Here is a 23,098-nt window from a genome sequence, read left to right as displayed (position 1 = left end):
CCCGTGACCTGCCCAGCCCGTGGTCGTCCGGCTCTGTGGCGACCCCGCCGGGCGGTTCCTTCTGCCCGGCACCGTCCCGGCGGGCACCGGCCGCGTGCTGGTGAGCCCGGCAGATCGTGGAGTCGACGTTGACCTCCCAGGTGATCAGCCCGGCCGCGTCGGCCCTCGTCTGCAACAGCGCCAGCAGCCGGAACCACACACCCTGCCGCTGCCAGCGCCGGAACAGCCCGTACACGGTCTGCCAGGGACCGTACTCGGACGGCAGATCACGCCACGGAACCCCCGTCCGCACCCGCCACCGAACACCGTCCACCAGCCGCCGACGACCCGGCGACCTGCGACTCACACCCGCCGCAGGAAGCAACGACTCCAACACAGACCACTGCTCACCAGAAAGATCCCCACGCCCCACAACGTGATCATCACAGCACGAGGCGTGGATCAGAATCCCGACCTAAAACACGGCCTAGTGGAGATGGGTAGCGACCCGAATGACCGGCACACCGACCTCTACCGGGAGAAGGTCCGCCCGCTGGAGTACCAGTGCCTGCTGGAGACCGCGTACGCGAACATCGACTGCGCGATCAGCACCGTACTCTCCGCCCCGTTCATCGCCGAAGCCACAGATGCCCGGTGGATGCGCCGCCTGATCAACCGCTGCGAAGCACGCGGAGTCACCGTCGTTGTCGTCTGGATCCAGTGCGACATCGAGACGATGCACGAATACATCAGCTTCCGATCCGCCGCCCGGGACAGCTGGAAACTCCAGAACTGGGACACCTACGCCGCGGGTATAGATCTCGAACGGCGACCCGTCGTACCGCACTTGGTTGTCGACAACCGGCTCGGAGCCGCGATCTCGCTCACGGACCAGGTGCGCCAGGTCTTCGGGACGGTGTTCCAATGAGGCAGGGCATTCTGCTGTACGGACCGCCGGCAGCAGGCAAGGACACGATCACAGATGTACTCCGTGAACTCGATGCGCGATACGTGCCGTTCAGCCGCCTGAAGATCGGGACAGGGAAGACCAAAGGCTACCGAATGGGCACACCGGGGCAACTGGCCGACCTGGAGGCACGTGGCGACGTCATCTACCGCAACGAGCGGTACGGCAACATCTACGTCGTCGACCGCCCCGGCCTCGACCAGGTCATGGAGGCCGAAAGGATCCCCATCGTCCTCCTGGGGCAGATAGTGGGGATGGAGCAGGTGACCGCCCGCTTCCCGGCAAACTGGGTACGCGTTCTGCTGTGGTGCTCCAGAGAGACCACCGCCCGACGCTCGCCACAACGGGGCAACACCGACACGGCGGCTCGGCTGGCCGCGTGAGACGTCACCGAGTCCGATCTTGCGGCTCATCCGCAGGCTCAGTGGGAGCTGCGCGTGGACACGGATACGACGGCTCCCCTTGAGGCAGCGCAGAGGATCGACGACATCGTCCGCGCCACGTCGCATCGAGCCTGACAGCCAGGACGCCAGCGACCCAGCGGATGCGATCTGCTCAACTCGGCCCGTCCAGGTCCCTCTCAACGCGCAGGGCCTCCAGTGCCTCGGCGACATCGAGCCGCTCGTCCCTCTTGCCATCCCACCGAGCAAGCGTTGAGGCAGCGGCGTGCAGCAGGGAATCCGGCAGGCCGGCGTCTGCGAGCAGAGCCGCTGCGTCCTCAAGCTCCGGGCCCCAACGCCAGGCGCGGGCTGCGGCCTTGGGGATGTAGTCGGTCTCCAGAAGGTAGCTTCGGGTGCGCTTGGCCGCGATCACCAGCAGCTCGTCCGCTACTCCGTACGATTCGGCTGCTCCGTACGCCACGGCGGCGAGGACGCGGGAGACCTTCTGGTAACTGGAGTACGCAAGCTTGAGCGCCGGCGCTTGGCCGATGCTGTCGCCCAGCACGTGGGTCCGCACATCGGTTCTCGCGAAGAGCTCGACGATCCGGTCGGCCTGGCTGCTAGGGCCGGAGAGGTACAGCGTGGGAGTCTTTCCGCCCACTGGAGGCGATCCGACCACTGCGGCATCGATGACCGGCATGGGGGCCAGGCGAGCGGCGATGCGCTGGACGCGCGGCGGCGCGACGGTGTTCGCTTCGACATAGATCCTGCTCGTGTCGAGCATGCCCTGCTGGGCCACCTGGGCGGCAACGTCCTCCGCAGCGGCCGGCGGGCAGAGGGTGAGCAGCACGTCGGAGCGGGAGACGAGCTCGGGCAACGTCCCGGGTTCGAGGCCCGCCTGCTTGGCCCGGTGGCGGGTTGCGTTGCTGCGCCCATCGGGACACCACAGGACCGTATGGCCTCCGGCGCGCAGCTGGGCGCCGAAGGCACATCCCATGCTGCCTGGGTGCAGCAGTCCAATGGTGTACGTCATGCCCTGGTCCTTGCGCGGTTTGCGGGGTGTAGAAGCAGGTGGTCGATGGCGGCGCGTGCGTCCGGCACCGTGTGGTCGGGCCCGGGGTCCTCCAGCGGCCAGGAGCGGCCGTTGCTGACCCAGATTGTGCGCAGACCCGCGGAACGTCCGCCATCGATGTCGTTGACTGGGTTGTCGCCGACCATCCAGCCGCCGTCGCCCAGGACAGCGCCGCAGCGGGCCGCAGCCAGGGCGAAGTGCTGGCGCTGCGGTTTTCGGGCGTCAGCCTCCTCGGAGACGAAGACGCCGTCTACACGTTCGGCAACACCAGTTGCCCACAGCTTGGCGCGCTGGATGTCCGACGCACCGTTGGTCGCCACCCCGACCCGCCAGCCGGCCGCACGCAGTTCGTCCAAGCCGTCGAGGGTCTCGGCGGGGCACGACACCATGGCCGCGATGTCGGCGCAGTACGCTCGCCACAACTCCGCAGCCGACAAGGGTAGCCGATACCGGATGCGGATCGCGTCAAAGGTGGACGGATACGCCCGCTCGGCCACCCTGCTCAGGACGTGCTCCCTCTCCTCGTCCCCCAGGTCGTGGCAGGCGGTGAACTCAGCCGCCCAGTCGGCGAGCGTGCCTCGCCGGTCCACGAGTGTGTTGTCGAGGTCGAAGAGAACCAGGAGGCAGCTGCACATCCCGCACCCTAATGCGAGAGGGACAGCGCTATGGGCAACCCTGGCCTTCGGGCAGCGAACGGCCTGCCCGCGTGAGGTGCGGTGGCCCTGGTCATCCTGGCTCATCCAGCTCGGTGACACCCGGCGGCCGTCGAGTTCACGCAAGGTCCAGGTAAGTCTCGGTGGCGGGGTGCGGCCACGGCAGTTCGTCGTAGTCGCTCACCTGCTGCGCGATGTGGGCCTCGACCTCCATGACCAGCTTGTAAACGTCGTGGACGATGCCACCGTGAGTACGCCGACGTCCGTCATGCACCGTGTCCCACTTACTCTTTTTGCTCTGGCGGGTCGTCGCCCCCTGCTCTTTGCTACCGAAGCCCTTGAGCTTGCTGTTCCAGACCGGCGTGTATCCAACGCGCAGCGCGTTCTCTCCCAGATCGGCGTGCACGTCAGGCAACAGGAGAGCCCGGAACCGGAACTCGGCGATCGGCAGCCCACCCTCCATGATCGACAGACGGTGTTGCTTGAGCCTGCTATGGAGGGGGTACCGCTCCCGAACCCTCTCCCCGGTAGCGCTGTTACTGGAAAGCGCCTGCCCCGCGTAGACGGGGATTTGAAGGCCGGCCAGCGGGAGGTACAGGTCTACGCTCGCACCGCGGTAGTACAGGGCGTAGAGCCCGGAGCCCTCGAACCTCGGGATCTCGTGCGTCATGGAGACCAGAGGTTGCCGCTCGAAGGTCTCACAGATGGTGATCGCGATCTGCTCGGTCGACAGAGGGTCGAACCTCGCGGGGGTGTACTCGGCGGGCATGGCTTCCTGATCCTTGATCGACCCACCCTGGAAGATGTCTACCGGGGGAGGGCCTATGTACGGCTACTGCGGTTTCCGGTCACTCATCGGCGTCGAAAAGATCATCCTGGGTGATCTCCTCGAGCGACGCCTCGGGCTCGCTCTCGACCACCTCGCCAGACCGGTAGTACCGCCAGGCACTCTTGTACTCGTTCGGGGAGTCCGAGTACATGATCACGTACCCCATGAGGGCAGTGATCTGCCACTTCTCTGGAAGCGTCGCGGAGACCATACGGAACGCCTGGTCAGCGGAGAGGCCAGTCTGTGGCACTGTCAAGAAGGTCGCCTTGGAGCGCGGCGGTTCGAGGTACCGGAAGTTGTAAGGCAGCCCGTTCTTGAGCGCCTTAAGGAAGGAACTCAACACGATCTGCCCAGGTTCCAGACCCTCGACGGGACGATCCAGGTCAATCGGATATAAGACGTCGAAGTGGTTCTTCTTCAGGACCGTGCTGTCACGCTGACGCCCCGGGTCCTTATTGCCGAACCCGTTGTTGTTCCACGGTATGTTGCCCATTTCCTTGTGGTGGCTTATGAGCAGCTGCTCGGGCGCCAGGGCGGAGAAGTCCTCATCGACGTACAGGCAGGAGAAGGTGACGTCGCGGAGGTCGACGTTACGCCGGCCCGAGAGCTTCCGTAGGTGGTTAGCCAGTCGACCGGGCAAGGACTTGTCAGCCTTGCCTACGTAGACGAACTCACCGTGCAGGTAGAGCTGGTATACGCCGGGCCGCTCATCGAGACTGGCGAGGTACTGATCGGCGAGCGGGGCCCGACCGAGGTGCTTCAGCGCCTTGGCCAGCTGATCGCCAAGGGCCTTGGTGATGCTCAGTCGGAAGTCATCGTGATAAGTGCCACGGCCGTCCGACCTGGCCGCCTGCGTCATGCTCTTGAGCCCCCTTCTACCGCGTTGATCACTGAGAACCCTATGGTCTTGGTCACTTACGAGCGACTCGTTCGAGCGAAAAGCCGCCATGATCACCAACTCCGCGGTATGGTTTCCTCATGGTTGACCTGCCTGAAGAACCGAAGAAGCCTCGGACCAGCGTCGAACTCTTCGCGGGTGGAGGCGGCCTTGCCATGGCGGTCCACCAAGCGGGCTTCCGCCCACTCCTGTTCAACGAGTTCAACAACCGAGCCTGCGAGACGCTCATCGCGAGCGCGCGGAAGACCCTCGGCGTCGACGGCTTGGAACGCACCGAGGACAAGAACCCCAAGCCGCCGCAGCCGGGGCAGCCCGCCCCCCTCTACCCGGGAGACGTGCGCGACCTAGACCTCAGCGCCTTCCAGGGCGAGGTCGACGTCCTCGCCGGAGGCCCTCCATGCCAGCCGTTCAGTGCTGGCGGGGTCGCCAAGGGCGATGAGGACAAGCGCAATATGTTCCCCGCCATGTTCAAGGCCGTGCGGGAGATGCGACCGAAGGCGGTTATCTGCGAAAACGTCCGCGGGCTCCTGCGGCCGTCGTTCGCCGAGTACTTCCAATACATCCAGAACGAACTGTGCCTTCCGTTTGAGAAGCGCGTGGATGAGGTCAAGTGGCAGGACCACAACACCCACCTAACGCGCATCCTCGACCAACTATCCGATGAGGACAGTGACCCGGATCACTACAAGGTCGTGGTGGTGCCGGTCAACGCCGCCAAGTACGGCGTCCCACAGGTACGTAACCGGGTCATGATCGTGGCCTTCCGGGCAGACCTCGGCGTGGATGTCGATGCCTTCGAGAAGTACGTCAAGACGGAAAGGTTCTCTGAGGCGGCTCTATTCCGGTCCATGCGCGACGAGGACGGCCCCTACTGGAAGCGCCACCCAGACGTGGAGGACCATGTTCGCGACCGAGTGCGCGCACGCCTTCCCAAGGTGATCAAGGAGGATGACTGCCAACCGTGGCGCACATTGCGTGACGCCATCCAGGGCTACGGCACAGACGTGGAACTTCCGGCGCTGCCCCCTGTCGACCTGGATCGCCTCCACGAGAAGCCCGACTTCGGCCGAGAGATCGATGTCGTAGGTCACATCGGATGGCCTGGGGCCCGAATCTATAAGGGTCACACCCCAAACGAACTGGACCGTCCCGCGAAGACGGTCAAGGCCGGCGTTCACGGCGTGCCGGGCGGCGAGTCCGTGATGCTGCTCGACGACCGCATCCCCGACACCTCGTCGCCGGATGGCTGGAAACACCTGCACCGCTACATGACCGTGCGCGAGACGGCTCGAGTGATGACGTTCCCAGACGAGTGGCACGGCTCAGGCCCCCGCGGCGAACAGATGCGGCAACTGGGCAACGCGGTTCCGGTCGTTCTTGGCGAGTTCTTCGCGAAGGCCGTCGCCGACGCCCTGGCCGCAGCGGGACACTAGAATCATGCCGCAGATAGGGGTCGGAGGGCACTGGAAGGACAGGCTGCCCCCGGAGCGTGCGTACAAGCGTCGAGCTGGCGCGGCCGCGCCAGCAATCGAACAGGACCGCGCCGCCGGCGGTCGCAATCGGCGCAATGTCGACCTGGGCGACGGGCGCCTCGCACGCGCCTCGATCACCCTCCGCTTGTACCGGAGTACACGGCGCATTCGCGCCTATCTGCGCTGGTCAAACGATGGCAGGACCGAGGAGAGGTACGTCTGCGAAGTCGAGTCCGATTCACGCAAACAGAATCTAGCTGAGGCATGGCGGCAAGCGCGGGTGAAGGGGCTCCTAGCAGAAGAAAAGCTGCCTCCCGAGTCAACCGCGTCGTCGCTCGACGTGCGGGCCTCGATGCGTGGCAACCGCAGCAAGAACACCAAGCCGGAACTACTACTCCGCAGCCTGCTCTATCGCCGCGGCATGCGTTACCGAGTCGACATCCGGCCAATCGCCGATGTCCGGCGCAGGGCCGACCTCGTCTTCCCAGGCGACCGCATCGCGGTGTTCGTGGACGGCTGCTTCTGGCATGGCTGCCCGGACCACTACCGGCCCGCCATGAAGAACGCGGACTTCTGGCGGGAGAAGATCAACAGCAACAAAGCAAGGGACGCTGAGACCAACGCGACGCTGGCGGCGGCCGGATGGACAGTCATCCGCGTATGGGAGCACGACGACCCGGCCCGAGCAGCAGCTCAAATCGAGAACGCCGTCCGGCGAAAGCGTGGCTCAGCGCACCTCGTCGCTACAGCAGACGCCCACTGATCAGGTCACTGACAGCGTCATCCAAACGACGAAGGACGATTCTGCCATCCCCGTCACTGTGAGCCAGCAATGTCTCACCCGGGTTAATCCCAGCCTCGGCCAAGATGCTCATGGGTAGGGCCACCGTGCCGTCGGCGCCGACGGTGACTTCGGATGGACTTTGGATCATCACCCCAGTCTTTCATGTATGGAGCGGGACAGGGCCGGGCGCAAAGGGGAGCAGCGACGGTGAGGCAACTGTTTAGCCGTGTGGTGTGAGTCGACGCTGGCGCGACATGTGGCTACGGAGTCCGCCGAGACACGGGCACGGGGCCAGTGAGGCGAGCGACCGCTGCTGGCCAGCGACGACCAAGCGGCTTCTGGCAGGGCAAGATCGCCGCACCTTGATCCGGAACGTCGAGGCGGATCAGATCCTCGCCGAGGGGGCTGAGACGTACTGCGGCTCTGCGAGCACGAGGACCCTGATGTCGCTGTGGAACGCGTCGCGGACCTGGTGCGCGAGAAGGCCGCGGCCGCTACAGCCGCCCGCTCCCCTCACCATCCGGGACCGGATTATCCCTGTTCACACGGGTTTGATGTGTTCCTCCCCGTCCCCGTAGCCACACGATTCGCCGGGGTCCGCAAACTACGACCGGATTGTCAGTGGCACCCCCTACTCTCGAGATCGAAAGCTCGGCTCATGAGAGTCGGGCGGCTTCGCCGTGCCTACGCACGCCGCGGCCGCCGTGACAGCGTCCCGATCCGCCAGGAGGGTTCCGCCGGAGTGAAGATCACCCCATCCGCCCGCGTGCTGAGCATGCTGGGCGAGATCGACTTCGATGAGTGGCAGTGCGTGGCCGAACTCGTCGACAACCCTTTCGATGACTTCCTCGACATCCTCCGCGCGGGGACGGAGTGGCCGGACGGCTTCACGGTGAGCGTGACCCTGCCGTCGTCCCCGAAGGGGATCCTGGAGGTCCGCGACACGGGGCGGGGCATGTCGTACGACCGGCTGGCGCGCGCGGTGCGGGCAGGCTGGTCCGGGAACGACATGCACGACAAGCTCGGCCTGTTCGGCATGGGCTTCAACATCTCGACCGCCCGCCTCGGCAGGCGCACCCGCGTCCTGACGACCCGCGCGGGCGACACGGAGTGGATCGGCGTCGAGATCGACCTCGACCAGATAAAGGACGACTTCGAGGCGAAGGACATCACCGAGCCGAAGACCGACCCGTCCCAGCACGGAACGAGGATCATCGTCGACCGCCTGCACCGGACGCGCGCCGAGTGGCTGCGCCGCAACGGCGCCTCACTGCGCAACACCCTGGGCTCTGTGTACTCGTGGATCCTCACCGAGCACCCTTTCGAGCTCTACGTGGGTGGGACCCGCGTCAAGCCGGTCCGCCACTGCCGCTGGGGCGACGACCGATATGTGCTCTACAACGGCAAGGAGCGGATCCCCGCCTACATCCCGATCGACGAGAAGCTCCAGGATGGGATCGCCTGCCGGGACTGCGGGGAGTGGCAGATCGGTTCGGGCGAGGTTTGCTCGGTCTGCGGCAGCGGCAATCTGACCGTGCGCGAGCGCCGGATCCACGGCTGGCTCGGCGTCCAGCGCTATCTCGACAAGACCGAGTACGGGATCGACTTCCTGCGCAACGGCCGGAAGATCCTGCGCTGGGACAAGCAGCTCTTCACCTGGAACAACCCCGACGGGATCGCGGGGAACGAGGAGCCCGAGTACCCGGTCGAGCTCGCCCACCAGGGCGGCCGTCTCATCGGTGAGATCCACCTGGACCACGTCCCCGTCACCTACCAGAAGGACGCCTTCGAGTACGGGGATCGCAGCTGGCTCACCGCTGTGGAGCTGCTGCGCGGCCTGGCTCCGCTCCAGCCCCAGCGCGCCCGCAAGCTCGGCTACCCGGAGAACGAGAGTCCGCTGGCCCTGCTTTTCAAGGGCTTCCGCCGCAATGACGCGGGCCTGCGCTGCCTCGTCCCCGGCGACGGCCACAAGCCGATCCACGCGGATACCCGGGACTGGGGCCGCAAGTTCCAGGCAGGCGTCTCCGAGTTCCAGACCGACGAACACTGGTGGCAGGCGGTCCTGCGGCACGAGGAAATCAAGAAGCGAGGCAAGGAGGCCAAGACTGCGGCCAGTGTGCCGGCGCAGCCCGACGAGCAGGCTGTCCTGGGCGCCCTCGGCCTGCCCGCAGACATCCCCGCCTCCGGTGCCGCCAAGCTCGAGACCGAGCAAACGACTGTCGCCACTCTGCCAGCCCCGGCTGCTGTGGCGGTCAAGGAGAAGACGGAGACCCGTGGCGAGCGCCTGGCCCGGTACGAGAGCGCGGCGTCGCCGCACACCTACCTGAGCCGGTCGTTCGGGCACTCCGAGCTCGGTTACGTGAAGGTGCGGACCCTGCTACTGAAGCCGGGCGAGCGGCTCCTCGACGACAACAGGCTGCCCGTCCCGGTCCTCCTCGACCAGCGGTCCGGCAACGAACTCACCGCCCTCGTCGACCCCGAGCACGATGCCTTCCGGCGGTTCGGCGCGGACTACGCTGACCTCCTCCTGGTCGAACTGGGCGCCGTCCTGAAAGTGCGGGCGCGCTCCGACTGGAGCCCGTCTCAGCTCGTTGCCGCGATCCGCGCCGAGTCCCTGCAGGACAGCGTGCTCGACGGCACGACAGTCGGCGCGGAGGCCCGCGACCTTCTCTCGGAGATCCGCGAGCGCGTGGCCGAGGCCCTCGATGAGAGCGGCAGCTGCACCACGGCCTACGGTCATCTCTCCGATGAGGAGGAGCACGCGACCGAGGAGGCGATGATCGCCGCCGGACGGGTCGGCCTCGTCGGCCGTCTCGGCCGGGACTCCGGTTTCGTCCACCACATGCCCGCACTGGCCCTGGTCCGGCTCGTCCAGGCGATGCCGGAGTCGTTTATGGACGGCGCCGTCTTCCGTGGCCCGTACGCCGGGGTGTCGTCCCCGTCCGGAAAGGCGCTGAGCCTGGCCCGAGTCACGGGCTGCCTCGCGGACGTGGCGACACTCGGCACGTTCGCGGGTGGGGCGACCACCCAGCAGCTGCGGCGGGCCCGCCTGAGTATCGCCTTGCTGCGCGACGAGCTGGCTGGCGAGGGATGAGCGCCGTGTTCCTAAGGGCCGCCGAACTGCGTGACGGCGGCCCGGAGGGATTGACCAAGGCGCTCGAACGGACCCTATGGCACCTGGGGTTTCAGGACGTCCGCGTCATCGATGGCGCTCACGACCACGGCGCCGACCTGCTCGCGGTCCGCGCCCGGGAGCAGTGGGTGTTTCAGAGCAAGTGGAAGGCGCACGGCACGGCCGACCATGCGGGCGTCGACGACCTCGAACGCGCGCGCACCCACTACCGGGCTGACAAGGCCGTGCTGGTGACCAACACGGACATCACCGCGTCAGCCGAGGCGCGGCGCCAGGCGCTGGCAGGGATCGGCGTCGACATCGCCCTGTGGCACGGGGCCACCCTGGACGCGATCGGTCAGAGGATGCCCGATCGCGTGCCCGCCCTCTACTCCCTGCGGCCGTACCAGGAACAGGCCGTGGCCGCGATCGAGCGGGATCTCGGCACCGAGGGGACGGCGTTGCTGGTCCTGGCGACAGGGCTGGGAAAGACGGTCGTCGGCGGCGAGGTCGTCGGGAACCTGTTGGCGTCGCGGCCGGACGCGCGCGTCCTGGTCGTCGCCCACATGCGCGACTTGGTCGGTCAGCTGGAAAGGGCGCTGTGGCGGCACCTCCCGAAGAGCGTGCCCACCCGCCTCCTTACCGGAGAAAGCAAGCCCCGGGCCCTCGACGGCGTCGTCGTCGCGACGGTCGAGTCGGCGCTATCCGCCGTGCGCGCGGGCTATGAACCTGACCTCGTCATGATCGACGAGACCCACCACGTGGCCGAGACCGGCAGGTTTGCGGAACTCCTCGATCTGTGTGGGACTGCGGGACGATTCGGAGTAACCGCCACCCCTTGGCGCGGCGATAAATTCGACATCACCGCCCGCTTCGGCCGCCCTAGCTTCAAGATGGGCATCGCCGAGGGCATGGCAGCGGGCTACCTGTCGGCTGTCGACTACAAGCTGTACGCGGACGGTGTCGACTGGGATGCCGTCCAGGACATCAGTCGTCACGGCTACTCGATCAAGGATCTCAACCGGCGTCTGTTTCTCCCCCAGCGGGATGAGGAGATCGTCGAGCATCTGCGGGCGGCGTGGCGGGAGACCGCCGAGCCCCGCGCCATCGTGTTCTGCCAGACAATCGAGCACGCCGAGCACATGGCGGACCTCCTCGCCATCTCGGATCCGGCGTGGGCCAATGCCTCCCACCTGCACAGCGGTTTGCCGAAGCGTCACCGTGACGTCCTGCTTAACCAGTTCCGTCTCGGCCGCGTCCCGGTGATCACCTGCGTTGACGTGTTCAACGAGGGCGTCGACGTGCCCGACGTGAACCTGATCGCCTTCCTGCGCGTCACCCACAGCCGACGGATCTTCGTGCAACAGCTCGGCCGAGGGCTGCGTTTGAGCCCCGGCAAAAAGGCTCTGAAGGTTCTCGACTTCGTGACCGACATCCGTCGCGCCGCAGCGGTGCTGAACCTTCGCCGGACGCTGGAGGCCGAGGAGACCGAGCGCTTGGAGCTCCCGCACGTCTCCCGGATCGAGTTTCAGGACGAGACGGTCGGCTCCCTGATGGACATGTGGATCCAAGATGCCGCCGATCTTGAGACCGCGGCGGACGAAGTCCGCCTCCAATTCCCTCTGCCGAAAGGAATACTGTGACCGACTACAGGATCCCGCCCTCCGTCGAGAAGGCCGTGGTCACGCGGATCTACGCCCAGGCTGACGAGGCACAGTGGCCGCACCTCCAGGACGCGGACCGCACCCGCCTGTACCGGGAGTGGACGGAGGACCCGGAGATCGGCGGCCGCCTCCTCGACTTCGTGGGGCAACGGGCCAATATCCGCCCGTGGTTGAAGGACTGTCCCATGAAGGAGTACGAGCGGGCACGGCGCGGCGAGGGCAAGTACGCCAAGTACGTGACCCGGCCGGCCGCGACGCTCGAGCAGATGGTCGCGGCGACCCTTGGCCCCGGCTGGGAGGTCATCCCGGGTACCACCCAGCAGAAGCCGATGCGCGCGAGTATCCGCGAGGTCGGCACGGAGGACGAGGAGCGGTACTTCGTGGCCGGCACGGCGGCGAATCTCAAGCACCTCGTGTGGCCGGCCATCCTCGACCGGTCCAACGGGGAGACCTGGCCCTGGACGATCTGCGTCGTCGATCCGTTCCGCGCTCCCGTGCCGCCCGAGAAGAAGGAGGAACACCGGCGCGTGGCCGAGTTCCTCGGCGTGCAGGTCGTCTATTTCAACGAGATGTAGGGGGAACTATGGGGGACGAGTGGCTGGTCAGGGCGTGGGAGGTCTTCGACGAGCGTGAGCGGGCCGTCGTCGCGGGCCGTTCCCAGGGCCGGACGCTGGACGAGGTCGGGGCGGCACTTGGGCTGAGCCGCGAGCGCGCGCGCCAGATCCAGAACCGAGCGCGGAAGCAGCTCGCGGGGATGGCGGACATCGTCCAGGACGGTTGGCGGGAGACGGCCCGCACTGCGGGCGCGGGCCCGGCCGCCCCGCGAGAAGCCTTCGCCGCGGCGCTCGGGATCGTCGACCACGTGGCGCTGGACGAGCTGCTGGCTGCGGCGGGGCTGGACGCGCCGCGGACGTGGGCCGGGCCCCTGCGCGGCTGGTGGACCGCCAACCCCGGCGCGCTGGACAGCGCCCTGCGCCGTCTCGTTGACGCCGCGCCCTTCCGCGGCGACGACCTCTGCCAGGCGGCTTCCGAGGCCGGACTGCCTGCGGGTCTCCCCCTGGCGCGGCTCCTGAGCCACTCCGAGTCGCGGCTCGCCCTGAGCCCCGATGGGCACTGGGTTCGCCGCAAGGCACGGGGGCGCGACGCCGCGTACCTGTGGCTGCTGGAGACCGGGCGCCCGGGCCGGGCCGACGAGTTGCTCGACCCGATGGCCGCGACGACCGTCGCGGCCGTGCGGGAGGCGCTGCGCCGTGACGACCGGTTTCGGCAGATCCGCCCCGAGGGCACCTGGGCCCTGACTGAGTGGACGCACCTGCGGGCGTCCACGTACGCCACTGCGGAACAGGCGTTGGTCGCGGTGGTCACCGAGTCGGGCCCCCTCTCCCGGGCGCAACTCTTCGCCAGAGTGACGGAACTGTACCCGGTCACCCCCTGGCGCCTGAAGCAGTGCCTGCTCAGTGACCAGCTCGGTGAGACCCCCGACGGCCTCGTCGACCTCGTCTCCCGCGGTGCCCGCCCCCTGGAGGAGGAGGAACCAGTCCGGCCAGACACGATGGCCGTCGAAGGCGAGGTGCTCGGCGTGCGGATCCCCGTGAACCGGGACATCCTGCGCGGCAGCGGCGTCAACGTGCACACCTGGCTGACCTGGCGGCTGGGGCTGCGCCAGGCCCCGATGACCCGCACGTTCGCGACGTCCGGCGACCATTCACCGCTCGTCGTCCGCCGCGGCACCAGCAGCGCCCAGATTTCCAGCCTGCGTCGCCACGCGCTCGAACTCGAGGTCGTCGACGGCTGTCTGCTCGCCGTCCTCCTCCGCCTCGACGACGGCACCGCGCGCGTCGGTCACGGCTGCGCGCCGGACACCTGCCCGGCGCGGCGGACGCAGGCCGCCGCGCCGCCGACAGTGAACGTCTGACGCGGCGTCGGCATCAGCGTTCCTTGGCCAGCCCAGGGCCATTTGCACTGGCCCATATAAGGGAGGAGCCGCAGACTTGCCGGCTACCTCACACGAAGACTCCTGATACGAGGGGGACATGAACCAGTTCGAACTGCGCCGTGTGGAGCAGCAGCTCCGCGAAGCACTGCAAGATACCGCCCTGAGTTGGGTGCTCGACGACGTCGACGCGGCAATCGCCGCGGGAGTGCCTGAGGAGAAGATCCTCCGCCGACGCCAACAGCGCCGCGATGATGACTCCCCTGGCGCGAGCCCGGCCGCAGCAGCGCTTCGATATGAGGTCGTGGACCGCAGCGTGCTTGGTCTCGTCGAGTTCGAGGCATCGCGCAAGCGGGGAACGCTGGTCATCGCAACGCGAGCCATGACGGATGAAGAGCGTGTCCAGCTCCTCCTGGATGCGGTGAGGCGAGTACTCGTCGAACTGCCTGAAATGGAACTGGAGGTGCTGAAGACGCTCCGGACCGAGCCCGAGGGCGATGTCGGCAGCCGGAGCATCGCTGAGGCGGTCGTGTTCGAGCCGGACGAAAGCGCTCGATCGCGCCGTAGCCGAACGGAGTTCCGGGGCGATCGGATGCCGACTGAGCGACGTACACGCGTCAGTCAACTACTGGCCGATGTGACGAGGGAGGTCGTCAGTTGAGCACGGTCGATGACCTGGTCAACGAGATCAAGAGCCTTCTGGCGGCGGGGGCAGTGTCGTACGACTCCGCTTCGAAGCCGTCCGACGTCTACGAGGGCTTCGTCTTCTCCCTAATTGTCGCCACTGCGGGTCGGCACGGTGCCACCGTCACCTACGAAGACGTCTACGGGGCGAAGGCCAGCAACCTTGTCTTCCGGACGGGGCCCGGTCATTTGTACAGCAACAGCCAGCCCTTCACCCACGCCTTGATCGAGTTCGACGGTGCTCCCGCCCTTGAGGTCCATCTCGGCGTGTACGTGACCGGCTCGTCGGGCGTCCTGCACGAGTGCGACGTGCTGGTGTTGCCGGCCGAGGAAGCCGCCCTGAGTCGGGCGCAGGGCGTCGCACCACGAGGCAGTCAGTGCGTCCTCATCGTCGAGTGCAAGTACTACATCTCCAACCTCGGCATCGGCCTCGCGCGGAACTTCGAGGGGCTGCGCGCCGATATTCGCACCCAGAACGAGCTCTTCGTCTCCAACACAAGGTCATCGAGCATCGTGCGGTACCTCGACGCCCGAAAGAGAGGTTTCGAGCCGGACGTGGTGCCCAACTCACCGCAGGCAGGCTATCTCCAGGCGGAGATCAGGAAGACCTTCAAGAGCTACCTGAGCAAGCACGCGCCCTCAACGGTGATCTGAGCCCGCTGGTCAAGTGCCACGGCGCCGAGGATTTCGTGTGAGCCAATACGGCAGGCGGCTGGACTCGGCGGCCGTTGGCCAAGGCCCCGCTGGGAGCCATCTGGGAGCCAACCCGCTCCCCAAGCCCCTTCCAGACCACCCCAGACCACCGCACCCCAACACCCTGACCAGGCAAAACACCAAACGACCCGGCCCCAATCCCGCCCGAACCTCATTCGGGACGAAGAGGTCGTGGGTTCAAATCCCGCCACCTCGACAGTGAAGTACCAGGTCAGGGGCCTGATCCGCATCGCGGGTCGGGTTCCTGAGTGGTTTGTGGGGAAAAGTGGCGCGCTCGTTGTTGTGGGCCGGGTCTTCGGTAGGTCGGCCTCGGCCAGTCCTTCCGTGCCCCGGATTCGGCGGGTACCGACCGTTGCAGCCTGCTGTCGTCGGCGGCGCTGGGAACGAAGGGGAGCCGGTGGGGGGCTCAGCGTGGGGCGAGGGGCGGTGTCAGGGCTCGCGGTGCTGAGCGAATACCTGCTGTTGCTCGTCCCGCCAGCTCCAGTTCGCCGAACGTGAGAAGGGCAGGCTTCGGGCAAGGCCGGAGAACTGGTCGGATGGCTCCCGGCTGGCCTTGTTCACCACGATCGCCGAGAGCATCGGTGCTCGTCCGTCTTCGTTGTGGTGGAGGCAGACGTCCTTGAGCAGGTAGGTCATGACTCCGCGGTGAGGCGGGACGGAGTCAAAGCCCTGCGCCGCCAACTCGGCGCTCAGCTCCCCGTACGTGATGGTCTGTCCCTGCCGGGCCCGCTCGCGCAGGATCTCCACGGCCGTTTCGACCGCTGCCGGGTACTCCGGGTCCCTGGTCCTCATCGCCCCTCCCCCATCGCCCCTCCCCCCATCGCGTGGGCACTGCCCAAGCCCGCGCATCGTACCGGCCGGAGAGCAGCCCGGTACGGGGAAAGGTGGTACGGCAGTTCGCCGTGTTTCCCGCACAGCCACTCCTGCTCGGCTGTGGCCGGTTGTCGTCCAGCCGCGCACCTCGCACCTCGCACCACGGGGGAGCGGCTGATGGGAGCGAGCCCTGACGGCGGCTGTCGCGCCGACGACCTGTCGCGGCGTCGCGGTGTCGCCGTGTCGCTGTGTCGCTGTGTTCCGCCTCCGGGATACGTCCCTCCTCCAGGAGGGCCCGCGTGCGAGCGGCCGAGCCGTTCCGTTCGGCGCCACGTACGTGTTCCCCGGGCACCGGCGTCCTCTGACATCCGCTGACAGCCGGTGGCGACCGCTGTCAGCCCGCTGCCCGGTGACTGTCAGCGGAGCCCGGCATCGTCAGGGCCGTCGAGAGCGACGAGGACCTGATGAGGGAGATGGGGAACATGGCGTACGCGATCCGGGCCGAGGGACTGGTCAAGAGGTACGGCGACTTCACCGCTCTGGACGGCGTCGACCTGGAGGTGCCGGCCGGCAAGGTCGTCGGGGTCCTGGGCCCCAACGGTGCCGGCAAGACCACCACCGTGCGCATCCTGGCCACGCTGATGCGCCCCGACGGGGGACACGCCACGGTCGGCGGTCACGACGTCGTCAAGGACCCGGTCAAGGTCCGGCAGCTGATCGGGCTGACGGGTCAGTACGCCTCCGTGGACGAGACACTGTCCGGCGCCGAGAACCTGGTCCTCATCGGGCGGCTGCTCGGGCTGTCCCGGCGCGACGCGAAGGCGCGGGCGGCCGAGCTCCTGGAGAACTTCTCCCTCGCCGAGGCGGCCCGCAAGCCGATCGCCACCTTCTCCGGCGGTATGCGACGGCGTCTGGACCTGGCCGCCTCCTTGGTCGGCCGGCCCCAGGTGCTCTACCTGGACGAGCCCACCACCGGCCTGGACCCGCACGCCCGGCAGGAGGTCTGGGACGTCGTCCGGCGGCTGGTCGCCGACGGTTCCACGGTGCTGCTCACCACCCAGTACCTGGAGGAGGCCGACCAGCTCGCCGATTCCATCACCGTGTTCGACAAGGGGCGCAAGGTCGCCGAAGGCCGGCCCGGTGAGCTCAAGCGCCGCGTCGGGGGCCAGATCCTCCAGGTCCGGCCCACCGTGGCCGCCGACGTGCCGCAGGTCGCCGGGATGCTCGCCGAACTGACCGGACACGCCCCCACCCAGGACTCCGGTGTCCTCACCGTGCCGGCCGACGAACCGCTGATCGTCGCCGCGGTCGCCCGCCGCCTGGACGGCGCCGGCATCACCGCCGACGAACTCGGTCTGCGGCTGCCCAGTCTGGACGAGGTCTTCCTGGCCCTCACCGGACACGCCCCCGCCGTCACCGCCGACCAGGCGATCGGCAACGACCGGCCGGTCGCCGACGGCCAGACCGTCGCCGTCTGATACCCGAGCCGCCCCGCTTCGCACAGACTTCTCCGAGAGGACCCCGACATGAGCACCCAGCCCCTCAGCGCCCACGCCGAGCTGTCCGGCCGAGTGGGCCTCGCGCAGACCGTCCAGCACAGCCTCGCCCTCGCCGGCCGCGGCGTCACCAAGTTCATGAAGTCGCCGATCCAGCTGGTCGATGTGATCCTCACCCCGATCATCAGCCTGCTGATGTTCATCTACCTCTTCGGGGAGGCCATGTCCGGCGGTGACACCGACCGCTACCTGCAGCTCGTCACCCCCGGGGTCATGGTCATGGCCGTCTTCCAGGCCAGTGTCGGCATCGGCGCCTCGCTCTGCGCGGACGCCAGTACCGGAATCTTCGACCGGTTCCGCAGCATGCCGATCGCCCGCTCCAGTCCCCTGATCGGCGCCGTGCTCGCGGACATCGTCCGCTATGTCGTCTGTCTGGGCACCCTGGTCGTCCTCGCCCTGCCCATGGGCTACCGGGTCGAGACGGGCCCGCTCGCCGCGCTCGCCGCACTCGCCCTGCTCATCGGCTTCGCCCTCAGCTTCGCCTGGATCTCGGTGTACCTCGGCATGCTGATCAAGAACCCCACCTCCGTGCAGGGCCTGATGACCATCCTGATCCTGCCGTTGACCTTCGCCAGCAACGTGTTCGTCCCCCGGGACGACATGGCCGGCTGGCTCCAGGCCTGGTCCGACGTCAACCCCGTCTCCCTGGTGGCCGACACGGTCCGCGGTCTGCTCAACGGCGGCCCGGTCGCCGATTCCCTGGCCGGCACCCTCGCCTGGATGGCCGGCGTGATCGCGGTCTTCTTCCCGCTGGCCATGCGCGCCTACCGCAAGAACGCCGGATGACCCTCCGGTGACGAGCCCGGCCGGGCGGGGTCCGTACCCACGGGACGGACCCCGCCCGGCTGTCCGCACGACCGCGCCCCGCTGCCCACCCGCCCCGCCCGTCCGCACGACCACGCGCTTCTCGTCAGATCCGCGGCTCCGCCCGCAGGGTCCGCGCCTCCAGCCACCGCAGCGCTTCCTCCCGGGAGTACGCGGCCCCGTCCTCGTACGCCTTCTTGAAACCCTCCTCACCCAGCGTGGCCACGATGCGGTCGACCAGCTCGCGCCACTCCGGCTCGCCCCAGTCGAAGGCGCCGCGCATCACCTGGCTCATGCCCAGCGACCTGGCGCCGTCCTCGGGGTCGCCCTCCAGTGTCCGCAGGCCGCCGAGCAGCTCGGCCACCCAGGCGAGTGCGGCGCCGGCGCCCTGGCCGAACAGGGAGCGGGCCGCCTCGGGCAGCAGGGCCCTGGCCCGCACGGCGTCCCCCTCGGCGAGACGGTTCTCGACGCGGGTGCTGACGATCAGGTCGCGAGCCAGTGCCCTGAGGGAGGGGCGCCGGGCGCTCAGCGCCTCGAGGCGGTCGAGGGTCGCGTCGGACTGCTCCAGGTCACCGGCCCTGCGGTGCACATTGGCCAGGCCCACGAGGATGTTGGCCTCCAGGCGCAGCTGTCCCTGCTCGCGGGCCTGCCGGTGCGCAGCGTGCAGATCACGGAAGGCGCCCGCGAGGTCACCGCTGCGCCGGCGTTCACGGGCGAGTCTGGCCTTGCTGAGGTAGAGGTAGTCCTCGGTGCCGAGTTCGGAGCTGAGGGCCACGGCCCGCTCGAAGGTGGCGATGGCCTGGGGGTACTCGCCGCGCAGGGAGTGGTCGCGCCCGATCGGCAGCAGGCTCATCACCAGCCCCCAGCGGTCGCCCACCTCCTCGAAGCCGCGCAGGGCCTCGGCCCGGGACTCGGCGCCGGTGACCAGGTCGCCCTGTTCGGTGAGGGCGAAGTCCCGTGCCAGGTGGGCGCCGGCCCGCACCCAGGGGTCGGGCGAGGTGAGGGGGTCCTGGTCGGTGGCACCGCCCGGTCCCGATGCGCCGGCGGGGAGAGAGGCGCGGGACATCCGCAGGAGCAGTACGGCCGGGTGGAACTCCCGTGCCGTCGCCGACTCGGCCCGCGCGCCCGGGTGCTCGCCGTCTCCCGGCCGCGCCGCGTCGGCCCCGGTGATCCTCGCCTCGTACCTGTCGAGCTGGGTGCTCATCCCCCTGATCCCCCAGTACCAGAACATCGCCCCGGCGAAGCGTGCGGCCAGGGCCTCGTCCCGGGCATCGGTGACCGAGCGCAGCGCGAACAGGAGGTTGTCGTGTTCGGCGTCGAACACCTCGATCGCACGTAGCTGTTCGCCGGTACGCAGGCGGGGCTCGTGTTCTTCCGCGAGGGCCAGGAAGTACGCGGCGAAGCGCTGGGTGACGGCACCCCCCGGCTCGGCGTCGGCGAGCTGCCTCGCCGCGTACGCGCGTACCGTCTCCAGCATCCCGTAGCGCGGCTCGTCCGCCTCCTCGTCGACGGTGACCAGGGATTTCTCGACCAGGGTGTCCAGGACGTACGGGATGTCGGCGGCCGGAAGCGACGGGTCGGCGCAGACCGCCTCGATAGCGGAGGCGGTCGCGCCGCCCGGGAACACCGCCAGTCTGCGGGCGAGGGTCCGCTCGGGTCCGTCGAGCAGGTCCCAGCTCCACTCGACGAGCGCGAGCAGGGTGCGCTGGCGGGGCAGGGCGATACGGCTGCCGGAGGCGAGGAGGCGGAAGCGGTCGTCGAGGCGCCGCGCGATCTGCTCGACCCCCATGGAGCGGAGCTTCACCGCGGCCAGTTCGAGGGCGAGCGGCACCCCGTCGAGCCGTCGGCAGACCTCGACCACGGCGTCGACGGTCCCGTCGTCGAGCGTGAAGTCCGGCCGGACTCGGGCGGCCCGGTCGACGAAGAGGCGGACGGCGGGCGACCGGGCGGCCTCCGCGGGCTCCGGTGACCCCGTCGGTACGTCCAGGGGGCCGAGGTGGCACAAGGACTCACCCGTGATGGCCAGGGCCTCGCGGCTGGTGGCCAGGATCCGCAGTTCCGGGAGCTGATCGAGTAGTTCGGCCGTGAGTTCCGCAGCCGCCTCGACGAGGTGTTCGCAGTTGTCGAGCAGGAGCAGGGCGTCGCCGCTGCCGAAGAGCCCGGCCATGCGCTCGACCGGGGTGAGCCGCCGGCCCTGGCCCGCGTCGTAGAGGCGGCCGTCGGTGGAGCTGAGGGCGCCGAGTACGGCGTCGGCCAGCTGGTCCGGGGCGCTCACGCCGGCGAGCGGTACGAACCAGACCCGGCCGCGCGCGTGGGCGCGGTCCCGGGTGGCCGCTTCGATGGAGAGCCGGGTCTTGCCCGCGCCACCGGGGCCGACGATGGTGACGAGCCGACTGCGGGACAGCTGGGCGGCGAGCCTGTCCAGTTCGCCGTCGCGGCCGACGAAGCTGGTCAGCCTGGCCGGGAGCCGGCTCGGGGCGGCCTCGGACCGCTCGGCGGGAGCCTCCAGCTCACCGCGCAGCAGGGCCAGGTGGGTCTCCCGCAGCTCGGCCGACGGATCGACGCCGAGTTCGTCACCGAGCCGCTCCCGTATCGCCTCGTACACCGCGAGGGCGTCGGACTGCCGTCCGGCCGCGGACAGCGCCCGCATCCGCAGCTCGGCGACCCGCTCGCTCAACGGCCGCTCGGCACCGGCCGCTTCGAGGTCGGCCAGCACCTCACGGTGGCGGCCGAGCCGCAGTTCGGCATCGCAGCGGTCCTCGGCCGCCGCGGTCCGCAGATCGTCGAGCCGGGTCGCGACGGGGCCGGCGTACGGGGCGTCGAGGACGTCGGCGAGCGCCGCGCCCCGCCACAGCCCGAGCGCCGTGGCGAGCAGCGGGGCCGCCTCCTCGGGCCGCCCGGCCGCGAGTTCCCGTCGGCCCCGTGCGGTCAGTTCCTCGAAACGGTGGGCGTCCACGTCCTCGGCCCGCACCGAGAGCCGGTAGCCGCCGGACGCGGACTCCACCGCCGCACATCCGCGCAGCGCCCTGCGCAGTCGCGACACCAGGGCCTGCAGCGCGTTGGCCGCGTCAGCGGGTGGCTCCTCACCCCACAGGCCGTCGACGAGCGAACCGACGGGCACCGTCCGGCCCCCTTCGAGGGCGAGCCTGGCGAGGAGCATCCGCAGTCGGACGCCACCCACCTCCACCGGTGTCATGTCGTCGGCGTACGCCCGAACCGGTCCGAGCAGCTCCACGCGCACCACGGCGGCCTCCCCCCTGCGGACCGGTCGGCCCCGCGTTCCCGATCATCCACCGACGCCGGGACAGCATCACCCACCCGACGGCCTGGGTAAAGGGCTTTCGGCACCGGACGGCGCCTCGGTGTGCGACAGGGGAAGCCGGCCGTCCGGTCACGCGGTCACGCGGTCACGCGGTCACGGAGGCGCGACGCGACTCTTCGGGGACCGGTGGGGGTCCGCAGGGTCAGAGTTGCCTCGGCAGGGCCCCCTGCGCTGCATGGGCGCGGTCCGGCCCCCTACACCCCCACCGGCACCACCGTGCGGCCCGTGTCGTGGGCGTACAGCGGGGCTCTGTCCCGCAGGGACGCGTGGACGGCCATCTGGGCGTCGCGGCGGCGCTGGGCGGGGCCGTCCGGGAGGTGGAGGACGCCGGCGTTGCCGCGGGAGCCGCGCTGGATCTCGGCGGTGCGGGGGATGCGCAGCGCCTCGTAGCGGGCCAGGCGTTCCGGGACCGCCGGCAGGGAGGCGTGGGCCAGGCACGCGGCGAGGTCCATCGCGTCCTCGACGGCCTGGTTGGCTCCCTGGGCCATGAACGGGAGCATGGGGTGGGCGGCGTCGCCGACCAGGGTGACGCGGTCGGTGGACCAGGCGGACAGCGGTGGCCGGTCGTGCAGCGCCCACTGGTGGGTCGTCCCGACCGCGGCGACGATGTCCGCGACCAGCCCCGTCCAGGTCCCGAAGGCCGCGCGCAGCTCGTCGGGGTCGCCCTCCCGGGACCAGGACTCGCGCGGCGGGGTGCCCGTGGTCAGCGGAACCGTCGCGGCGTAGCTCAGGAACGCGCCGGAGGACACGGGGTAGCAGACGAAGTGACCGCCGGGGCCCAGCCACAGGCGCACCAGGCGCTCGCGGGCCGCGGGCGGCAGCGCGTCCACGGGGACGAGGCCGCGGTAGATGCCCAGCCCGGAGAAGACGGGCTCGTCGCGGCGCAGGGTCTCGCGGACCGTGGAGTGGATGCCGTCCGCGCCGACGACCACGTCGGCCACCGAGGCCGTGCCGTCGTCGAAGGCGAGCCGTACCCCTTGCCCGTCGGGGAGTTCCTCCGCCGTGTTCAGGCGGCGGCCGAGGTCCAGGCGGTCCCGGTCGATCAGGGACAGCAGGGCCCGGTGCAGGTGGGCCCGGTGGATCGTCAGGTACGGCGCCGAGAACATGCGCTCGCACTCCGCGCCGAGCGGCGTGCGGGCGATGGGACGCCCGTTCCAGCCGCGCACCTCCATCGCCTCGATGCGCACCGCGTACTCCTCCAGGGCCGGGCCGAGGCCCAGGCGCAGCAGGGGGCGAATCGCGTTGGGGGACAGCTGCACGCCGGCGCCGACCTCGGCGAGTTCCCGCGTCTGTTCGTGGATCACGTACGGCGTGCCGGTCGCGGTGAGGGCGCCGGCGAGCGTCAGACCGCCGATGCCCGCGCCGATGACGGCGATGCGCGGCCGTTCCCCGTCCCGGGGGCGCCGTTCCGCTCCGCCTTCTGTGCCCAACTGGCCCATCTGCACGTCCGGGACCGCCTTCC

At 69.0% G+C, this 23,098-nt stretch carries 20 protein-coding genes and 1 pseudogene; 12 read left to right on the top strand and 9 right to left on the bottom strand.

Annotation, left to right across the window (positions count from 1 at the left end; all coding sequences use genetic code 11):
• The coding region (locus tag KUM32_RS43515; protein ID WP_308408674.1) for a transposase at positions 1-346 on the bottom strand (346 nt) is incomplete at its 3' end.
• 117 nt (positions 347-463) lie between these two features.
• On the opposite strand from KUM32_RS43515, the pseudogene KUM32_RS17640 reads away from it, so the two are divergent.
• Both KUM32_RS17640 and KUM32_RS17635 read left to right on the top strand, forming a co-directional pair.
• A pseudogene (locus KUM32_RS17640) lies at positions 464-907 on the top strand (ATP-binding protein); the annotation flags it as partial.
• Positions 904-1,329, top strand: a complete 426-nt coding sequence (locus KUM32_RS17635; protein WP_308408673.1) for a guanylate kinase — start codon at positions 904-906, stop codon at positions 1,327-1,329. The pseudogene KUM32_RS17640 and the gene KUM32_RS17635, both read left to right, overlap by 4 nt.
• 172 nt (positions 1,330-1,501) lie before the next feature.
• Here the strand turns inward: KUM32_RS17635 and KUM32_RS17630 are convergent, their stop codons facing one another.
• The 4 genes from KUM32_RS17630 to KUM32_RS17615 all read right to left on the bottom strand — a co-directional run bounded on the left by KUM32_RS17630 (position 1,502) and on the right by KUM32_RS17615 (position 4,739).
• Entirely contained in the window at positions 1,502-2,359 is an 858-nt protein-coding gene (locus tag KUM32_RS17630; RefSeq protein WP_217142865.1) for an NAD(P)-dependent oxidoreductase, read from the bottom strand.
• Positions 2,356-3,033, bottom strand: a complete 678-nt coding sequence (locus KUM32_RS17625; protein WP_217142864.1) for an HAD family hydrolase — start codon at positions 3,031-3,033, stop codon at positions 2,356-2,358. The genes KUM32_RS17630 and KUM32_RS17625 overlap by 4 nt, the downstream gene beginning before the upstream one ends.
• A 136-nt stretch (positions 3,034-3,169) precedes the next feature.
• Entirely contained in the window at positions 3,170-3,820 is a 651-nt protein-coding gene (locus tag KUM32_RS17620; RefSeq protein WP_217142863.1) for an Eco29kI family restriction endonuclease, read from the bottom strand.
• Positions 3,821-3,899: 79 nt separating this feature from the next.
• The gene (locus KUM32_RS17615) at positions 3,900-4,739 is read right to left on the bottom strand and encodes an Eco29kI family restriction endonuclease (RefSeq protein WP_217142862.1); all 840 of its coding nucleotides are present in this window, start codon (positions 4,737-4,739) and stop codon (positions 3,900-3,902) included.
• Positions 4,740-4,858: 119 nt separating this feature from the next.
• On the opposite strand from KUM32_RS17615, the gene KUM32_RS17610 reads away from it, so the two are divergent.
• Positions 4,859-6,211 carry a DNA cytosine methyltransferase gene (locus tag KUM32_RS17610; RefSeq protein WP_217142861.1) on the top strand — a complete coding sequence of 451 codons (1,353 nt, stop codon included), beginning with the start codon at positions 4,859-4,861 and terminating at the stop codon, positions 6,209-6,211.
• A gap of 4 nt (positions 6,212-6,215) precedes the next feature.
• Complete coding sequence (locus tag KUM32_RS43510; protein WP_254405720.1) at positions 6,216-7,013, top strand: very short patch repair endonuclease; 798 nt, start codon at positions 6,216-6,218, stop codon at positions 7,011-7,013.
• On the opposite strand, the gene KUM32_RS45310 is transcribed toward KUM32_RS43510, so the two are convergent.
• A complete protein-coding gene (locus KUM32_RS45310) occupies positions 6,994-7,182 on the bottom strand; it encodes an AbrB/MazE/SpoVT family DNA-binding domain-containing protein (protein ID WP_374227528.1) in 189 nt (62 codons plus the stop codon). The two genes, KUM32_RS43510 and KUM32_RS45310, sit on opposite strands and share 20 nt — an antisense overlap.
• A 594-nt stretch (positions 7,183-7,776) precedes the next feature.
• Here KUM32_RS45310 and KUM32_RS17600 point away from each other — a divergent pair.
• The 6 genes from KUM32_RS17600 to KUM32_RS17575 all read left to right on the top strand — a co-directional run bounded on the left by KUM32_RS17600 (position 7,777) and on the right by KUM32_RS17575 (position 15,081).
• On the top strand, positions 7,777-10,128 hold the full coding sequence (locus KUM32_RS17600; RefSeq protein ID WP_217142860.1) for an ATP-binding protein: 2,352 nt from the start codon (positions 7,777-7,779) through the stop codon (positions 10,126-10,128).
• On the top strand, positions 10,125-11,789 hold the full coding sequence (locus KUM32_RS17595) for a DEAD/DEAH box helicase family protein (RefSeq protein ID WP_217142859.1): 1,665 nt from the start codon (positions 10,125-10,127) through the stop codon (positions 11,787-11,789). Before KUM32_RS17600 ends, KUM32_RS17595 begins: the two co-directional genes overlap by 4 nt.
• Positions 11,786-12,385, top strand: a complete 600-nt coding sequence (locus KUM32_RS17590; protein ID WP_217142858.1) for a hypothetical protein — start codon at positions 11,786-11,788, stop codon at positions 12,383-12,385. The genes KUM32_RS17595 and KUM32_RS17590 overlap by 4 nt, the downstream gene beginning before the upstream one ends.
• Before the next feature lie 8 nt (positions 12,386-12,393).
• Positions 12,394-13,725, top strand: a complete 1,332-nt coding sequence (locus KUM32_RS17585) for a sigma factor-like helix-turn-helix DNA-binding protein (RefSeq protein ID WP_217142857.1) — start codon at positions 12,394-12,396, stop codon at positions 13,723-13,725.
• A 118-nt stretch (positions 13,726-13,843) separates the two neighbouring features.
• Complete coding sequence (locus tag KUM32_RS17580) at positions 13,844-14,404, top strand: hypothetical protein (protein WP_217142856.1); 561 nt, start codon at positions 13,844-13,846, stop codon at positions 14,402-14,404.
• Positions 14,401-15,081 (top strand): hypothetical protein, encoded by a 681-nt coding sequence (locus KUM32_RS17575; RefSeq protein WP_217142855.1) that lies wholly within the window; start codon positions 14,401-14,403, stop codon positions 15,079-15,081. The genes KUM32_RS17580 and KUM32_RS17575 overlap by 4 nt, the downstream gene beginning before the upstream one ends.
• Before the next feature lie 489 nt (positions 15,082-15,570).
• On the opposite strand, the gene KUM32_RS17570 is transcribed toward KUM32_RS17575, so the two are convergent.
• Complete coding sequence (locus KUM32_RS17570; protein ID WP_217142854.1) at positions 15,571-15,933, bottom strand: hypothetical protein; 363 nt, start codon at positions 15,931-15,933, stop codon at positions 15,571-15,573.
• A 503-nt stretch (positions 15,934-16,436) separates the two neighbouring features.
• Here KUM32_RS17570 and KUM32_RS17565 point away from each other — a divergent pair.
• Positions 16,437-17,432: an ATP-binding cassette domain-containing protein gene (locus KUM32_RS17565; RefSeq protein ID WP_217142896.1), complete on the top strand. Its 996-nt coding sequence runs from the start codon at positions 16,437-16,439 to the stop codon at positions 17,430-17,432.
• A gap of 48 nt (positions 17,433-17,480) precedes the next feature.
• Positions 17,481-18,296, top strand: coding sequence for an ABC transporter permease (locus KUM32_RS17560; protein WP_217142853.1), 816 nt, complete (start codon positions 17,481-17,483; stop codon positions 18,294-18,296).
• Positions 18,297-18,420: 124 nt separating this feature from the next.
• On the opposite strand, the gene KUM32_RS17555 is transcribed toward KUM32_RS17560, so the two are convergent.
• Complete coding sequence (locus KUM32_RS17555) at positions 18,421-21,558, bottom strand: BTAD domain-containing putative transcriptional regulator (RefSeq protein ID WP_308408672.1); 3,138 nt, start codon at positions 21,556-21,558, stop codon at positions 18,421-18,423.
• Between the two features lie 272 nt (positions 21,559-21,830).
• Complete coding sequence (locus KUM32_RS17550) at positions 21,831-23,075, bottom strand: FAD-dependent monooxygenase (protein WP_217142894.1); 1,245 nt, start codon at positions 23,073-23,075, stop codon at positions 21,831-21,833.
• Positions 23,076-23,098: the final 23 nt, after the last annotated feature.

Source organism: Streptomyces sp. AC627_RSS907 (genome assembly GCF_019049165.1).
The sequence above is the reverse complement of the archived record's forward strand: the minus strand, read 5'-3'. Positions and strand labels throughout refer to the sequence as shown.

What these genes read in the sequence shown, in the direction of transcription:
- KUM32_RS17630 (WP_217142865.1), bottom strand. Translation starts at nt 2,359, where the DNA reads ATGACGTACACCATTGGACTGCTGCACCCAGGCAGCATGGGATGTGCC.
- KUM32_RS17565 (WP_217142896.1), top strand. Translation starts at nt 16,437, where the DNA reads ATGGCGTACGCGATCCGGGCCGAGGGACTGGTCAAGAGGTACGGCGAC.
- KUM32_RS17610 (WP_217142861.1), top strand. Translation starts at nt 4,859, where the DNA reads ATGGTTGACCTGCCTGAAGAACCGAAGAAGCCTCGGACCAGCGTCGAA.
- KUM32_RS17585 (WP_217142857.1), top strand. Translation starts at nt 12,394, where the DNA reads ATGGGGGACGAGTGGCTGGTCAGGGCGTGGGAGGTCTTCGACGAGCGT.
- KUM32_RS17550 (WP_217142894.1), bottom strand. Translation starts at nt 23,075, where the DNA reads ATGGGCCAGTTGGGCACAGAAGGCGGAGCGGAACGGCGCCCCCGGGAC.
- KUM32_RS17620 (WP_217142863.1), bottom strand. Translation starts at nt 3,820, where the DNA reads ATGCCCGCCGAGTACACCCCCGCGAGGTTCGACCCTCTGTCGACCGAG.
- KUM32_RS17570 (WP_217142854.1), bottom strand. Translation starts at nt 15,933, where the DNA reads ATGAGGACCAGGGACCCGGAGTACCCGGCAGCGGTCGAAACGGCCGTG.
- KUM32_RS45310 (WP_374227528.1), bottom strand. Translation starts at nt 7,182, where the DNA reads ATGATCCAAAGTCCATCCGAAGTCACCGTCGGCGCCGACGGCACGGTG.
- KUM32_RS17580 (WP_217142856.1), top strand. Translation starts at nt 13,844, where the DNA reads ATGAACCAGTTCGAACTGCGCCGTGTGGAGCAGCAGCTCCGCGAAGCA.
- KUM32_RS17625 (WP_217142864.1), bottom strand. Translation starts at nt 3,033, where the DNA reads ATGTGCAGCTGCCTCCTGGTTCTCTTCGACCTCGACAACACACTCGTG.
- KUM32_RS17595 (WP_217142859.1), top strand. Translation starts at nt 10,125, where the DNA reads ATGAGCGCCGTGTTCCTAAGGGCCGCCGAACTGCGTGACGGCGGCCCG.
- KUM32_RS17560 (WP_217142853.1), top strand. Translation starts at nt 17,481, where the DNA reads ATGAGCACCCAGCCCCTCAGCGCCCACGCCGAGCTGTCCGGCCGAGTG.
- KUM32_RS17615 (WP_217142862.1), bottom strand. Translation starts at nt 4,739, where the DNA reads ATGACGCAGGCGGCCAGGTCGGACGGCCGTGGCACTTATCACGATGAC.
- KUM32_RS43510 (WP_254405720.1), top strand. Translation starts at nt 6,216, where the DNA reads ATGCCGCAGATAGGGGTCGGAGGGCACTGGAAGGACAGGCTGCCCCCG.
- KUM32_RS17635 (WP_308408673.1), top strand. Translation starts at nt 904, where the DNA reads ATGAGGCAGGGCATTCTGCTGTACGGACCGCCGGCAGCAGGCAAGGAC.